The sequence below is a fragment of the Tolypothrix sp. PCC 7601 genome, from assembly GCF_025677855.1.
Lineage (GTDB): Bacteria > Cyanobacteriota > Cyanobacteriia > Cyanobacteriales > Nostocaceae > Aulosira > Aulosira diplosiphon.
The window spans coordinates 3,490,265-3,506,737 of sequence record NZ_CP064879.1; the positions used below are offsets into that span (position 1 = coordinate 3,490,265).

The 16,473-nt window shown below is 40.9% G+C and carries 12 protein-coding genes; 2 read left to right on the plus strand and 10 right to left on the minus strand.

Translation table 11 applies throughout. From position 1 onward, the window contains the following. Window positions 1-450: 450 nt before the first annotated feature. The 5 genes from HG267_RS14610 to HG267_RS14630 form a co-directional block, all read right to left on the minus strand. On the minus strand, window positions 451-2,181 hold the full coding sequence (locus HG267_RS14610) for a serine/threonine-protein kinase (protein WP_071989453.1): 1,731 nt from the start codon (window positions 2,179-2,181) through the stop codon (window positions 451-453). A 393-nt stretch (window positions 2,182-2,574) separates the two neighbouring features. Then, window positions 2,575-2,874, minus strand: coding sequence for a hypothetical protein (locus HG267_RS14615; RefSeq protein ID WP_045872635.1), 300 nt, complete (start codon window positions 2,872-2,874; stop codon window positions 2,575-2,577). A gap of 390 nt (window positions 2,875-3,264) precedes the next feature. After that, window positions 3,265-4,389: a magnesium chelatase ATPase subunit I gene (gene bchI, locus HG267_RS14620; RefSeq protein WP_045872636.1), complete on the minus strand. Its 1,125-nt coding sequence runs from the start codon at window positions 4,387-4,389 to the stop codon at window positions 3,265-3,267. Window positions 4,390-4,632: 243 nt separating this feature from the next. Continuing rightward, window positions 4,633-5,277: a hypothetical protein gene (locus HG267_RS14625; RefSeq protein WP_045872637.1), complete on the minus strand. Its 645-nt coding sequence runs from the start codon at window positions 5,275-5,277 to the stop codon at window positions 4,633-4,635. Between the two features lie 378 nt (window positions 5,278-5,655). After that, complete coding sequence (locus HG267_RS14630) at window positions 5,656-5,982, minus strand: YbjQ family protein (protein ID WP_045872638.1); 327 nt, start codon at window positions 5,980-5,982, stop codon at window positions 5,656-5,658. Between the two features lie 710 nt (window positions 5,983-6,692). Here HG267_RS14630 and HG267_RS14635 point away from each other — a divergent pair. Then, window positions 6,693-7,373 carry a tetratricopeptide repeat protein gene (locus tag HG267_RS14635; RefSeq protein ID WP_045872736.1) on the plus strand — a complete coding sequence of 227 codons (681 nt, stop codon included), beginning with the start codon at window positions 6,693-6,695 and terminating at the stop codon, window positions 7,371-7,373. A 411-nt stretch (window positions 7,374-7,784) separates the two neighbouring features. Beyond that, window positions 7,785-7,970, plus strand: a complete 186-nt coding sequence (locus HG267_RS14640; RefSeq protein WP_045872639.1) for a PCP reductase family protein — start codon at window positions 7,785-7,787, stop codon at window positions 7,968-7,970. Between the two features lie 75 nt (window positions 7,971-8,045). On the opposite strand, the gene HG267_RS14645 is transcribed toward HG267_RS14640, so the two are convergent. From HG267_RS14645 to HG267_RS14665, 5 genes are all read right to left on the minus strand, one after another. Beyond that, entirely contained in the window at window positions 8,046-8,414 is a 369-nt protein-coding gene (locus tag HG267_RS14645; protein WP_228045575.1) for a CU044_2847 family protein, read from the minus strand. Between the two features lie 468 nt (window positions 8,415-8,882). Continuing rightward, complete coding sequence (locus tag HG267_RS14650) at window positions 8,883-9,719, minus strand: SWIM zinc finger family protein (RefSeq protein WP_045872640.1); 837 nt, start codon at window positions 9,717-9,719, stop codon at window positions 8,883-8,885. 88 nt (window positions 9,720-9,807) lie between these two features. After that, window positions 9,808-10,059, minus strand: coding sequence for a hypothetical protein (locus tag HG267_RS14655; RefSeq protein WP_045872641.1), 252 nt, complete (start codon window positions 10,057-10,059; stop codon window positions 9,808-9,810). 424 nt (window positions 10,060-10,483) lie between these two features. Next, window positions 10,484-11,497: a caspase domain-containing protein gene (locus tag HG267_RS14660; RefSeq protein WP_063749840.1), complete on the minus strand. Its 1,014-nt coding sequence runs from the start codon at window positions 11,495-11,497 to the stop codon at window positions 10,484-10,486. A 169-nt stretch (window positions 11,498-11,666) separates the two neighbouring features. Beyond that, on the minus strand, window positions 11,667-16,331 hold the full coding sequence (locus HG267_RS14665; RefSeq protein ID WP_045872642.1) for an SNF2-related protein: 4,665 nt from the start codon (window positions 16,329-16,331) through the stop codon (window positions 11,667-11,669). Between the last annotated feature and the right edge of the window lie 142 nt (window positions 16,332-16,473).

Here is a 16,473-nt window from a genome sequence, read left to right on the forward strand (position 1 = left end):
ATTAGTGTCAACTTAAGTTCAAAAGCTTACCCCACAAGCATTTTACCCCTCCCCTCAATCCCCTCCCCCGAAGTTTGCTCAACGGGGGGAACCCTCCTTTGGATTCACCACTTTGCTTATGCCGGGAAACCCGTCCACCGCAAGTGGTTCACCGCACGCAACTTCTCTCCGCGCGCGGGGAGGGGACGTTTTGGCTTTAGACAAAACTGGGGTGGGGTAACGCGGATCTTGATGGTAGGCAAAGGAATTCAAAATCGAGTTTTGGTAAGGGTTTCACGTTAAGTTGACACAGGTGGGCACTGCCTTGACCTCTAGAATATATTGATGTGTCGCAAACATTATTTGATTTGGTATAAATATCCAATTTTGAGAGCGAAAAAGAAATCAGAATTTTTTTTCCTCTGCTCCTTTTTCTTACATAGCGATAAGATATTTTTTAGTTGAAAATCCCTAACGCCAACCTAACAAGCGCAACCCAGGGACGATGAGGTAATAACTCACACCTAGCCAAAAACTGAGAAAAATGCCCTCAACCGCAAAATAAATCATTGGTGGTAATAATTCTGGCCATCGGGGTGGGGTGGAAAATTGGAAGATAGTTGGTAGTAACTCTAAGCGAATTAAAGCCGCAAAAATTAGTGCAGTTCCCAAAGATGTAATGACAGCGTAGACTATGCGATGACTGCGAAGCCCTAAACTCAATGTGAGCAGGAAGATTGCAAACACAATTGAAACTACCAAGCCTTCATTGCTGTTTTTGGGGATGGTTAATTGCAAAGCTAGCCAGCCTAAACCATAGCTGATTGTACCCATTAACGACACCACCAAAAACCGCCTGCGTTGGGCAAAACCACCAGCTAGTGTCAGTCCCCATGCAGTTCCTAAACCTGCGGCGGCAAAAATCAACACTTCGGATGCTAAGACAGTTTGGTTGTCAGGAAATAAGCCAGGTACTTGCAGAAAGATAAATTGCGCCACGCGATCGCCTAAAACTGTGCGGTAGGCTAAAAAGAAACCTGCGATCGCTCCTACTGCTGCACCCATTCCCGTTAATATCATCGACCAGATTGTGATGATACAGGCGAGCAAAAATTGCGCGATCGCCTTGATAATCAAAAGCGTAGTTTTACTTACAGCTTTAGTAAATTTTCCTACTACTCTTTCTAGGGATTGAGTGAACAGAGTCAGTTTAGTAGATACTTGCTGATTAGTATTTTGCAGTAAAGAAGATAACTGCTCTTGTAGTGAGACAGAAGAAAGCTGCGTCAATCTTTTTTTAATGATATTTGCACTTGTAGGACGCGATCGCACATCCTCTTGCACCATCTCATCCAACAAATCTGCAAATTTGGGGTTAATATTCACCCGATTTCGCCATTGCAACGTCCCAGTTTGCACATCTTCTAATTCTGGCGGATACTTGCCTGTGAGTAACTCAATCATCGTTCTACCCAAGGCATAAAAATCAGCACTCGGCCCCACATTACCACCACTCACTTGTTCTGGGGGACTGTAACCCGAAGAAAATAAGCGAGTTGAACTAGATTGATAACGCGGCTGAGAATCTCTAAATTGTTTTGCTCCGCCAAAATCAATTAACACCAGCTGATTTTTAACAGGTGAATTGGACAAAGAGTTGCGTAGCATCAAATTAGAAGGTTTGATGTCCCGGTGAATAATCTGGCGTTTGTGCAATTCTTGCAAAATTTCCACAGCTTGCGTAAACCAGTTCAGCACCATCTCTTCTGGACAGCCTTGAGGATAGTTTTTGCGGATATCTTCTAAAGTCTGTCCATTAATTTTTTCCATCACCAAACAAGGTAGTTGGTGTTGTTGGGGACTAGTCAAATTTATGAGGAAATACCCATCAGCATCTACTCTTGGTACTCCCGGATGCCGTAAATTAATTAAAACTGAAGCTTCTTGTCTAAACAAATCCAGCGCCTTAGCGGAATTTTCCACTAATACCTTCAGCACCCTTTCTGTTTGAGTTTTAACATCCCAAACTGTATAAATTTGGGCAAATCCTCCCGATCCTAAAGGCTGAATAGGCACATAGCGATCTAACAACTGTAGCGGTGCGCCACAGCTATTACAAAACTTGTTTCCCCAAGGTTGGGGATAAGGACGTTGACAATCAGGATTTATGCAGTGAACCGTACTCTGCGTGATGTGGGACACAACCGCTACAATACAAAGGCTGAATTGATTTTAGCGTCTCTTTAGCTTTCTTGAAGTTAAAGCTAAGTAGAGCGGTGAAATTAAAGATAGTTGGCTGTTATTTGTCATTGGTCATTTGTAAGGGTTTCAAACCTATTGACGTTTCGTAACCTAGTTTGGTTGATTTCCAACGATTTAGTTTCCGGTAAGTAGACTATGCACTCAACAAGCAATGTTCCCTCTTGCTGTATTAGCCAGGGGAAATAAGCAATGTCTAATTCCGAATACTCAACCCCAAACACCAAATGACAAATGACTAAGGACAAAGCGCAAAGTCTGAGCGGAGGTTTCCTCCGATCAGAACTTTGTAAGAATGACAACCTTAGCCAATTATGTTTAATTTCGCCAACCTAATCAAAATGTTTGCAGCAAGTCAGCAAAACCATAGAGGCTAATTAAGAGCAAGAGTAATGCTGTGAATTGGGTAATTTTGCTTTGAGGAGAGGGAGCGATCGCTTCTCTGACTAAAATAGAAATCGATGCCCCAACTACCAAACTCAAACCCAGCACTAAATAAGGTGGACTTTCTGGCAAAATAGTCGCCATCCCTAGCATTGCGATCGCTAGCATTAACATTAATAACTCTACAAACCGGGGTGGGTTGTATTGGCTGGATACAATAAAGCTGTTTAACCAAAAATGCCAAAATCTCATAGCTTTTGAGTGTAGAGTTTTAAGTGCTGAGTGCTGAGTGCTGAGTTGTGAGAAATAGTTATACCAATTTGAAAAAAGAATGCGACAGACTGTAGGGGCACGGGCATTGCCCTGCCCTCTAGAATATTATTGATGTGTCGCAAATATTATTTGATTTGGTATTACAGGTTGTAAGCTTAGACTTACATAATTAAATCTTCACGGCCCGCACAAGCGGGCTACTCTGCGGAAAGCTGATCCGGTGTCTATGTTGATTTAGCGACACCCTTTTAGTACAATCCAGCCTCAACAGAGTAACCATTTCAAATAGCCAAAAGCCTTAATATACAAACCTTTTGACTTTTGACTTTTGTACAGACGCGATTAATCGCGTCTCTACGACTTTTGACTTTAACCTCTAGCCCCTAACTTTTGACCAGTACCATTCTTTTGTGCTGCATCAGTTTCTGGAAGTTCCACACCAAACACTCTCGCAAAAGCTTTTTCCACTTTGTAGCCAGAATCAATGGATTCTAAGGGGTCTTTCCGTAGTCTATGACGCAGACATAAGGTAATTACACGACGGATGTCATCAACTGTAACTTCGGTACGTCCTTCTAATGCGGTTAAAGCTTTGGCGGCGCGGTTGGTTACAATGTCGCCTCGCAAGCCGTCTACATCGAGTTCCGAACAAATTTCCGAAATTTTCACCCGCAAATCATAGTCACTGGTAACTTGGGGTAACAAGTTTTGAGCATTGACAATTTTCTGTTGTAGTGCTTCTTGCTCGGATTGGTACTTCTCAAGAAACCCTGGGGGATTTTGGTCAAATTCTGACCTTTGCTCTACGATTTGCACCCGCAAAGCTGGTTCTTTCACTGTATGAATTTCTGCGTGCATCCCAAAGCGATCGAGAAGTTGAGGACGCAGTTCACCTTCTTCAGGGTTACCAGAACCGACAAGTACAAATCTGGCGGGGTGGCGGATAGAAATACCTTCCCGTTCTACAGTGTTCCAACCACTAGCAGCAGAGTCCAGCAATACATCTACTAGGTGGTCATCTAGCAAGTTCACTTCATCCACATAGAGAATACCCCGGTTAGCTTTGGCTAAAAGTCCTGGTTCAAAGGCTTTTACACCTTCAGACAAAGCTTTTTCGATGTCGATGGTACCGCAAACCCGGTCTTCTGTAGCGCCTAAAGGTAAATCTACCATCTGCACTTTTTTAGGAACTGTGGGGATTTCTACCCCTTGTTCCAGCATTTGGCGAACTTCATCGCTCATCAAGTCGGGGTCGCTGGGGTCACTGTTGAAGGGGTCATTAGCAACAACAGAGATTTCTGGTAGCAGATCGGCCAGGGCCCGGATAGTTGTGGATTTACCAGTACCGCGATCGCCCATAATCATCACACCACCAATTTTGGGGTCAATCACGTTCAGCAGCAGAGCCAGTTTCATTTCTTCCTGACCAACAATAGCTGTAAACGGAAATACCACACGTCGCGTACTCGCTGTGGTTTGAGCAGTAGGACTCACTAAATTACCTTATCAATATTTTTCTTATTACCGTTCTTTATTGTGCCATAGCTAGGCCTATAGAAAGTTAGAGCGATCGCTAAAGACGATCTGTCCTGGAAATTCTTTAGAATCATCCCTACAAATTTAATGGTTAAGCTTCATTCACCGTGATAGCAACAAATGGCAAATCAAAGTTAACCATCAAAAAGCACCTTAAAAAAGGCGCTATAACAATCAATCCAGTATTATTTACGAGCCTTCTTATCTAACCTCAGTGGTGTAAGTAGTAGTCCTAGGTTTGCGCGCACCAGCAACAGCGCCAATTAGCGAAGCTAATAAACCTAACAAAGAACCAAAAACAAACCACCACAAGCCTCTGGAAGTAGCCGCAGCAATATCACGAGCTTGTTCTGCAGTTACGTTAGGAACATTTTGTGGCACATTGGTAATCGATTGTTGGGTTTGGTTGAGAACTGCTGCGGCATTAGAAGCTGCAACACCAAAAGCACCTGATACCCCACTTGCTAACAACCAAGAACTAAGTGCTAAAGTAGTTGCCCAAAGAATTGCACCATTAAGCAACGCTGTATTCCGGTTCATTGGGCCACAAGCGCGAGTTGTCACCCAACCACCAGTAAATAAAGAAATCAACAAACCGATAGTTGACCAAAGACCCACATTACTCGCCACATTAGGCGCAATAGTTCTTGGTGCGCCTGAACCTGCAACGTTACCAGCACCGATCGCACCAAACAATGCACTTAAAATCAATTGTGTAACTAAGGCAACTAACACACCAGAGATAATTGGCCCCCAACGCACCAAATCGTGATAATCAGCAACCCTACCAGTTACAACTTGCTCAGGTGGAATTACTTGGTCGCCTACTCGATTTGCATATGACATAGACTATTTTCTCCCTTAATGCTTCAGTAAAGCTTTTCCAGGTATATTTAAACTTGATGTCTATAAATTAAATTGCTAAATATAATTTTTCTATCTATCAACAGAAAGAGTTAGGTACTCTATCTTTAGTAGGAATAAATCAAAGAGAATTTCTATAAGAAATAAAGCTAAATGTTTTCTTTATCAAGACTATTTATTTTGAATAAATTAATAAGTCTTTGAAATAATTAATATCAAGAATATACTATAAAATTTTATAAAGTAAAAAGAATTGCCAAATCATATTTATCTAGCTTCTAAAAATAAATAAGTACAGATTCTCGAACTTATCTAGAATCTCGAGAATCTTTTTTTACATTGTTCGAGATGAAACTTAAACTAACGAATCTTTACAGCTGTGCCTGTGGCAGTAATTAATAGCAGCACACCCGATTGATCGACATTGATTGTACCAGTATCAATTTCAATCCCAATCACAGCATCTGCTCCTAAACGCATTGCACGTTGTTGTAATTCCTCTAATGCTTTACGTTGACCTTGTTCAAAAAGACGTTCATAGCTACCGGTGCGTCCGCCAACAATATCGCGAATGCTAGCTAAAAAATCTCTTAAGAAGTTGCTACCATACACAACTTCTGCTGTAACAATGCCTAAATAGGACTGAATAACAGCTCCTTGAATCACATCAGTTGTGGTTAAAATCATAAATTTTGCCTCAAAAATAGTCTCAGTTGATTTTTGACCAAGTATGGTCTTGAGTAGCCAATGAGGAATGCAGGAACATTTTGCAGGTGAGATATATCTTAACTAGCAATGGCTCGATAGGGAGAAATATCAACACCCAGAAAATTATCAGTTATGAATAATGAATTAAAGCCTACAATTCGTTACCTAAACCTATCCTTGGAGGATAGTTTTATACCTAGCTTGCCTGTTGCTTAGGGTATAAATATTTTCTCAGTCTTCCCAAAAAGAGGTAAGATTTTTAACTAAAAATTTGGTTTACTCTCAGTCTTAGCTATAAGCGTCAATCAGTTTTGGATTCAATCTAAAATCGGCAATATAAAATCTCAAATTGATTCCCCTGCGCCCTGTTCCCCTATCTATACAGCAATGAAATATTTTTTTAATTGGGACTCTCTAAAATACCTAAATTTATCGCCAAAGTATAATTTTAACCTCCTCTCTAAACACAGGATTCTCTTACTCGCCTAAATATATATGTAGAAATACCTGTTTTTAAATACTTCATCCTCAAAATTTACGTAAAATCTCGGTTTCATCTTATTGATACCCGGAGTATTTATGTGAAATTATTAATATTTCATGAAATGGCATAAATACAGTTTTCAAAAAGAAATATTTCTGTTTTAATGTACAAGAAAAAAGTTCCCTATAAAATCAGGAAATTTACTGTGTACAAACGGATATCATTTATAGTAAGTCTGCTGCTATTAGGAAGTTTTGTCGTTCCTATATCTCCTGCGGCTCAAGCACAAGTTTTGTTATCTCAAGCCAGAAATCCAGAAGTTAAGCAATTGCTAGAAGAAGGGCGGAGGCTAGTAGATGCTGGTGATTATAATGGGGCAATCTCTGTTTATCAACAAGCAGCCAGCCTTGAACCTAAAAATGCCAAAATTCATTCAGGAATTGGCTATTTATATGCTCAACAAGGAAATTTTCAGGCAGCACTAGGAGCTTATCGTCGCGCCCTAGCTATTACTCCCAATAACGGCGATTTTTATTACGCCGTGGGTTACATCAAAGGTAATATGGGCGACACTCCTGGAGCAAAAGAAGCTTATCGCCGCGCTATTCAATTAAACCGTAACAATCTGAATGCTTATTTAGGATTAGCTGTCACTCAGGCTCGTCTAGGAGACTACGAAGCAGCTAACTGGGCATACGAACAAGCAATTAATATCGATCGCAACAATGCCCAAACCTATGAGTTAATGGGTTCAATGTATAAGCAAAGACGGCAAAGCAAACAAGCCACTACCTTACTCAACAAAGCTCGTGATTTATATCAAAGAAAGAATGACTTTGATGGTGTAACTAGGGTAGAAGCATTGCTACGCGATTTAGGAGGATGAGGTTATTCTCACCAACTCTTTCAAAACAAACAAATTCAACAGTAATACTCTGTCTCTAAATAGATTTTGTAACAAGCATTCCTCTGAAGCAGATATGGAAGGATATTGAGTAATTTTCCTGAAAATTTACGTGCCCAGTAAAATTTTACTTTTCCCGTAGGGTAACCCAACATCAAAGCGGCTTTGTTGGGTTTCGCTATCGCTCAACACAACCTAAAATTATCTTTCACTGAACTATATTGCTACCTAACCTTTCAATCTTTGGTAATTCCCAGAGACTCGTTATTTACTGAGTATTTTATATTTTATTTTGATTTGCTGTTGCCGCCACATGACATAATTTAGGTCATTAAGAAAGGTGTACAAAATTTATTTCAATACTTGGTATTACTGAAAAAAGGATACTAAATTATGAGTGAACCAAAATTTTCAGATTCATTGGGGTGGACAGCAGAAGCAAAAGAAAAACTCAAAAATATTCCTTTTTTTGTCCGCACACCAGCAAAAGCGCGAATTGAGCAGCTAGCTCGTCAAGCAAAGCAAAATGTCATCACAGCAGATTTAGTGGAAAAGGCACGATTAGAGTTTGGACAATAAAACAATCAAACTAACCAACCTGTAGAAATCCCTAATCTGAGTGTTAAGTATTAAATAAAACTTTTAGCCCTTAGTCTAAGCGCCCATATTGAGAGGAGATTCCTGCTTAACTATGGAATTGGGAATTTTTAGTTCTTCCATAGGAGTTTGTCCCCATTCTAAAGTAATCTCCAGATTGGCTGTAGAAGTACCTTTAACTAATATAGGTGAGAGTTTACCTGATTCTAGACTAATTTCTACACCAAATTTTACGCTAGCCTTATCGGGGTTCACTTTCTGGATAACTTCTGCAATATCCCTACTAAGAGATTCGATGGCAATGGTGACTTCTTTAAAAGGTCGAGTGGGGATAGTCAATTTACGCTCACCAATGAGGGTGGCTTCGACTCTTACATTTGTACCATCAGATAATTGTACCGAAATAACTTTAGTTTGGGCTTCCATGTGGGTTTGACCAGATTACTCTGCAATTTATAGCATTCAACCACCTGTAATAAATACAACCCCGAATGTAAAATTATTTTTCGGTTTTTGAGGTGAAAACTTTCCAACCAAAATTACCCCTGTGGTTATTATAGGGGCGTTAACGAAGTATAACGCATTATCCGCATTTTATCAGTAATGGGGCATGGGGCATTGGGGAGGCAGTGCCGTGGGCGGGTTACCCGACTTGTACCCCTGTGGGGAAGCAAGCTACAGGTAGCGTCTCCAACAGGACAGGCAAGTGCCATCATGGGAAAGGCAGATTTTCATGGTTGGGCGTGGGTTTTTCCATGATTACCTCACTTGAAAATAAGGCAGGAGGCAGTCCCAATGAAAAAATTTCACCACCAAGTATAAAAATCTCTTTTTCCCATGCCCAATGCCCAATGCCCCATGCCCATTTTCAAAGCTAAATTGAAGAATGCTGTATTAAGCCCCTCCTACATTCATTGCGGCTAAAACTGCCTTTTGTCTAACATCTTGGTAAACTGTCTGCAAATATTTCATGACGACATCGCTAGAGGTTAAATTACCGATGTTCTCTTCTTCTTTGGCTAGGGGAATGGGGCCTAATACATCTAATACAGTTTCGCTACCACTGGGAGCAATGACGACTAAAGAAGAATCAAGCGGTTCATTGTAATGCCAGAATGAGTCAAGTTTAATTGTATTTTGATTATTGGTAACTGGCTGTTGAATATCAGATGTTTCTGTTGATGAAATATCTATTTTAGCGCTACGTAATTGGCGTAAATCGCTGATAATTTGCTCTTTGGTGCGTCCGCGTAATTTGAATAGTACAAATGGGTCTTCGCTGAATCTATCGCCTAATTGATAATATACTGCACCTACGTGTTTGCAAGGATTGGCTTTGTCAGGACAGGAACATTTACTGCGGACATCTGATAGGGTAAAGGGAAATAAAGAAAGTCCATTGGCGGTGAAGACTTCTTCTATATTTTGGGGCATTTCTCCGGCTAATAACTTAGCAGCAAAAATCGCCTTTTTGGACATGGTTTCAATTACATAACTCCATTCTTCATCGCTGAATGGGTCTAAAGAAAGAGAAACTTTATAAGGTTCTGCTTCGCTACCTTGTACCCTGGCTAATACTTTGGCTCCTTTAAATTCAATGCTGAGGACATTTCCTTGACGGGAATAATTTCTGGCGCGTTCTAAGCGTTTTTTAAAGCGATAGGAATCTAATAAATCGAGCCATCTTTGTGACCACCATTCACGGCTTGCTTGTAGGGTGTAGTTAGTCATGATTAATCTTCAAGTTGACAATTTGATTCTTTGGGAAAGGGCAAAGGGGAAAGGCTTTAATTACGAATTACGAATTACGAATTAAAAATTATTCCCCTGCTTTGCGTCCGACAAATACATCGTTATAGCGGGGGAGGTTATCAGGTACAGCTACGGTGCGGTTTCCCTGTAACTGATTTAATCGCGCTTCTAGGCTAGCGACTTCTTTTTGTTTTTCTTCGAGTTCGATTTGCAAATCTACTGGAACTCGAATGCCATAACTAGCTTTTTCTTCTTCTATTATCTGGAGGGCGCGACGGGCACGGTTGAGAGTGCGCTGTAGTGCTTCTCGATCATCCATAGGGTTGTATCAATAATAAAAAAATATGCAATTAATCTTGATGGAATTAGCTTTTTAGTTTAATTGAGAGCCAGGTGAGGGAAGATTTTCATCTCATTTGATTGTATAAGTTTTTCACGGCATCCCTGGAAGGGGGAAGTTGGTGAAAGGAAGGCGAAGGTTGGTGTAAATCACTTGGAAGTCAATATAATTTTCAGGGTAAGGCAATGCCCAGTGGTGTCAACTGAACGTGAAACCCGCTTGGTTGCAAGAGGTTTCGCCCTCACCCCCAGCCCCTCTCCCACAGGGAGAAGGGAGCAAGAGATTTATTTCCCCTTCTCCTGGGGGAGAAGGGGTTAGGGGATGAGGGCGCGAGGTATTTGTACAACACCCGCCCTATATCGCTTTTAGCTTAAATTGCCTTGCCCCTACCTGTGTAATTTAATTAATCTAATCCGGTTCTTTGATGGCGGGATTCTAATTCAATTACTTGTCGGCGTTTTTCTTCTAATTCAATCTGCAAATCTACGGGAATCCTGATTCCATAGGAAGCGGCTTGTTCTTCTAAAATAGCTAATGCTCGTTTTGCTCTTGCGAGTGCAGGTGTGACGACTTCGCGATCGCTCATGATTTTAGGCGAGTCTGGGGTTGAGTTTGCTACTCCTTTTCCGCCGCGCAACATGGCTATTGGGAAATCTTCCATTGCTGTATCAAAAAATGGTGTTTGTTCTTGTCTCCACAGGGTTCTAGCGCTTTCTGGCACAGTTTTTCCTAAATGATTGATGAGGTTGGAGAGCATCACTGTGGTGTCTCCTGGCTTGTTAGCCGCTCCCCGCAATGCCTCAACGAGATGATAAGTGTAGAGGCTCATGGTAGCATCAGGGCGGATGTAAGAACTCTGATTACCCCTGGATGATGTAAATACTGCCCTTCCTTCTCCGTGCTTCAAGTCATCTATAACACCCTTGGGTAAGGCTGTGGCGATAAAATCTGCAGGTAGTTCGCCTTTGGAAGTAGCCATACCTTCTGCATGACAGCTATCAATTACTACCCACAACCGCTTTGCTGGAATTTGACGCAAGGCTTGTGTAAAGTCTGAGGCAGATAGGGCGGTTTTAGCAATATCTGAGGAATTGAAGTCATGTTGTAGTAAGTAATAACACTGGCTTGCTAGGTCAAAGCATCCATGACCGGAGTAATAAACTACTATTGTGGCATTGCGATCGCTTGCTGCTTTTTCTTGTAACCAGGTTAATCCAGCGATAATTGCACTACGTGTTGTCTGCTCATTCTGCAATAAGCGAATATTTGCGGAATCATAGGCACACAAATCTTTACCGGTTAGCACGGTTTTTATTGCTTGCACATCTTTGACTGTTACGGGTAATGACCATTTTGGTTCGGCTGTGCTACCAACTCCAATTAACAAAGCATAACCGTGGGTAAAGTGATTGGACATAATCGTACAGTCTAGAGATAAAGATATTATCTATTAAATATAAATTTAGATTTTTTGTTATTGCGGAGGGTGTAGCACCTGAAATTTTTAATGGTGCTTTGCGCTATGCGACAACACACCCTACATCGAGAATTATGACGTGCAGAATAATTTGGTTGTAACTACTAAATTATTCGGCATCTTCTTCAATTACCGAACTGCGATCCAGTAATAGTAAATTACGGAGTTGGTCTGTATCTAATTCAGTTAGCCAATCTTCCCCTGCACCTACAACTTGTTCTGCAAGTTGTTTTTTACTTTCAATCATGTCGTGAATTTTTTCTTCTAATGTGCCTGTACAAACAAATTTATGTACTTGCACATTGCGAGTTTGACCAATCCGAAATACTCGGTCTGTGGCTTGATTTTCAACTGCGGGGTTCCACCATCTATCAAAGTGAAAGACGTGATTTGCTCTGGTTAAATTTAACCCCACACCCCCAGCTTTTAAAGAGAGAATCATAATTGGTGGCCCTTGGGGGTCGTGTTGGAAACGGTCAATCATTTCCTCACGTTGTTTTTTACTAGTACTACCGTACAAGAAAAATATTTCGCGTCCTAGCTGTTTTTCTAAATGGGGTTTGAGTAATTTACCCCATTCGGCAAATTGGGTGAAAATTAAAGCGCGATCGCCTTCTGCTAAAGCTTCTTCTAACATTTCATCCAAGCGCTGAAGTTTGCCGGAATGATATTTGTCTAAGCTGGCTGCTTTTAAATATTGGGCTGGATGATTGCAGACTTGTTTGAGCTTAATTAATAAAGCTAAAATCATTCCTCGGCGTTGTAATCCTGTGGCGGTATCAATCTCTGCTAAAGACTCTTCCACCACTTTTTGATAAAGCGTCGCTTGTTCGGGAGTTAGCCCACAAAATACCGTCATTTCTTGCTTTTCGGGCAAGTCTTGAATAATATCACGATCTGTTTTCAGTCGCCGCAGAATAAACGGTTGTACTAAGGAACGTAATTGATTTAATGAAGCAGAATCACCATACTTTTCAATTGGCATGGCAAACCTGCGTTGAAAGAACTGCTTATTTCCCAAATAACCAGGATTGAGAAAGTCTAAAATAGACCAAAGTTCTTGCAATCTATTTTCTACTGGCGTACCAGTTAAAGCAATGCGAAATGCGGCTTCTATTTGCCGAACTGCTTGGGATTGCTTGGCATCAGAATTTTTCACATTCTGCGCTTCATCTAATACTATGGCTTGCCACTCCACACTCTGCAATGATTTTAAATCCCGGTGAATTAGTGAGTAACTGGTGACGACTAAATTATACTTTTTCACCGCATCTGTAAACGCCTTACCTTTGGGGCGTTTATCACCGTGATATTGTAAAATTTTGAGTGTGGGAGCAAATCTTTTAACTTCTCGTTCCCAGTTCCCTAATACAGAAGTGGGACAAACTAAGAGAGTCGGTTTTTCTAATGCATCCTGTTCTTTGAGGTGTAATAGAAAAGCGATGAATTGAATAGTGTTATGACAAATAATATTGTTAGCCACAAAATTGTGGTTTTCCCTTACTTCTAAGTCATAAACCCAACCCTCATAATCGATATCTTCAATATTTTCAATTTTGCAGTAAAAAACTTCTTGATCGAGGAGTCTTTGTAAAGATTGCTGCGTTAAGCTCAACTGTTGTACATCTATGCGAGAATATGCTTCCAGAGTTCTATTTGTCCACTTGGAAGGTTTTAGGGACTGGTACTGCTGCTGAGACTCTCCGCTGATAACGCGATTCATCCCAGCGATGACTTGTTGTAAACTATCTCGAGAAAACTGTTGCGAGCCATTAATATAAACATTGTTGTGCATTCCTAAATGGCGCAATGGTAACCCAGTATTGCTAACAGTTTGGGCTACTAGTTGAGCAGCCGGGATACCTTCAACGTTTGTATTACTAATGCGTTGACAAATTGTTATTAATTTCTGTTGTTTTTCTGTGTTGCTAAAACCAATTTCTTGTAAGAATCTGCGGGCAGAATTTCCACCAATCACACCAATATAATAGGTACGCAAAGTACGAGTTCCATTGGTAGCACATTTCTGTCTAGTTGATATTCTCAACCAAATGCCAAAGCGTCGCAGCAGTGTGGAAAGCTGTTGAATTAGTAAAGCTGAGGCTGTAGCAATTTCAATACTACCCATATTCAACACCACAGCAGATTCAGCATCAAAATAGTTCTGCAAAAACAGCCGCACACTGTCCGAATCTGCTTGCATAATAAAGGACGGAATCGATTTTTCTGCTGACAGTTTGCCCCAAACGTAACCTTTACCTTCTAAAAATCGTCGATAGGCTTGGCTGTTAACTCGAAGACACGACACTCTGTTGGGAAAAGTACAGACATTTGGGCTGTTAATTTTGAGGTTATAGCGCTTTCCTAGGCGGTGAAAAATTTGGAGTAGATTTTCGAGGACTCTGATATCTTTTTGAGATACAGTAACTCTTCCCACTTCTGTTAACTCATGCCCTTCAGCAATTTGCCAAGCTAGAAACTTAACTAAATCTGGGTCTTGTTTTTGACCATTCCATAGCATTTTGGCTGGGACACAAACGTAATCACCTACTTTTAAGTCATTTGTCCAACCTTGATTAGTCAAGAGTTTGTGACGATATGTAATAGTAATACTGCTGCCATCTTGTAAGGTGACTTTTCGTAAATTCTCCCGTACCTGCTGCCGATATAAATGTTGAATTTCTGCTTGAACAATCTTACCTGTTTGGTTATCTATGGAATTAACTAGTAATTTCTTGGTAGGAACAGTCCAAAATCCTTCGCCATCAAATTCTGTTTCACTAGCGTAATTTGTCCAAATTGCCTCAGCTGTAAGTAAGCTGCCATTAATATTGATCAATGTATCAGGTGCGACACATTTTCCTAAACCCATGTCGTCCGCGAGACAAGCACCCAAACCCCAGCGTTCGAGGAAGGCTAGCCAAGCAGCACCACGTTGTTGATAAGGTCGCAACTCTCCTTTAAAGTTAGCAGGTGTGGGTAAAGGTGCGATCGCCTGATTATTGGTTAAGGCCCCAATTAATTCTTGTAATGCACCAGATGCTTCAAAACTCACGACTGGTAATTTTTCTATGGCTTGGGTATCTCCTGTACCCAGCCGCAAAGCATCTTCTAAGGAGAGGGACATTTTTTCTTTTCGAGAAGCAAAAAATGCTTGGGCAGTTTTAATATCTTGGGGACGTAACTCTACCCACTCGCCGTTAATTTCTACCAGTGGGCTATTTAATGCTACCAACCTGTCAAATTGCGCTTTAGAAATCGTTTGTCCACCAATCGCCAATTTCCATTGAAAATTCAGCAAACTTTGTAATCCTAAGCGTCCCTGCTTTTGATTGGGTGTTTCGGCGGTAATTTTTAAACCCAAACGGTTCGCCCATCCTTCACGATTTGCCAAGCTGGGTGGTAAAACTACCCCTAAGCCGCTATCTTCTAACCTCCAAGCTACAGACTTAATAAATTCATAAGCCTGGATGGGGTTAAGGCTAAATGAATCCGGATATTCACTTTCTAAACTAGGTGCGATCGCAGGATATAATCGCGAAGCTAACCCCAAACCGCGCAGGAATGTTTCTTGGGGTTGTTCAATGGTGCGATTTTGATACACTAATTGCTCAACTGGATGCTGCCAAATCGTTGCTGCATCTACTAAAAATTCTGAATCGTCGGCAGCTTGCAGATAATATACCAATTTCCATTCTGATTCTCCAGCTTCAGGCGATCGCAATTCAAAGCAGGTACGAAACAAACTTTTATAAGTTAATTGGTATTGTAGCGGCATCGTCCAAGCGTTCATTGCTGCTTGTAGCCTATCCACACCCATTGCGTCTGCACTAACTTTTGCCGATTCACCCGTTAAGCTTTGCAACCACTGTCGCACTCCAGCTGGTAAAGATGCCATCACCCTATTTTCCACTAAGGGTTGAGAACCAATCATTTCTCTAACTTGGGCATCAATCGTACTATTGAGAAATCCTAATAGTAATTCTTGCGGCTGTAAAGGTAAATTCAGTGATGGGTACTGAGTCATGAGTGCTGGGTCTTGTTCTCTTAACTCAGCACTCAGCACTTGGAACTCAGCACTTTCTTGATATGTCCGACAAGCTAAGGGCATTAACTGCGAAAATTTCTCTAACCTTGTGCCATCTACAGCACTATCTAAAAGTACTTGCCAACTAGCAACAAAACTATCAGTTTCTTTAGAAATATGAGGCAGAAATTTACATCTAGAAATTAAATCTAAACTCCATCTAGCTACTTGCGACCAAAAGCGTAAATCTCCGCTTAAAAAGGCATCATTGCCGCTAATACTACTTAATGGCAGAGAAGCCAAAAATTTCATAGCGGCGTTGGGGTTTAAGCAAAAACCCTCCACTTGCCAAGGGTGCAGATATTGCTGAGAATCTGGTGCTTGAGACGATGTTGGCGTTTCCACAACCGCAGAATGTAGAGGAAAAATGCTACCTGCTGATATTTGAGTTGGTAAAGCAATAATTTGGGATTCGCTGGGCAATTTTACTTCCGTAACAGTTGCACTTTGACGTTTTCTGCCGGTGCTAACAGCCATCTGAGGTTCTGGATTTAAATTAGGAATTGTCAGATTTCGCGAACGCAACCACTCGCTTAACTCTTGTGGAGCCATTGCCAAGGGATTGGAGGGAATATCAAAACCAACATTACTATCAGCATTATCCTGTGCAGAACGCCAAGTTTCTCCCCAAATAAATAAACTACTGTTTTGCTGTTTATTTAACCAAATACCGTGTAAAATTGCCATTTCCTAACTACCGTTCCACTACTTATATGCTTTACTTAAATCAAGAATAAATTTGTTAATAATCCGTTACGTTAATGACTTGAAGATAGTCATACATGATTTCCGCACCACTATTTTGTTGAATTTATTTAATAACAATCCT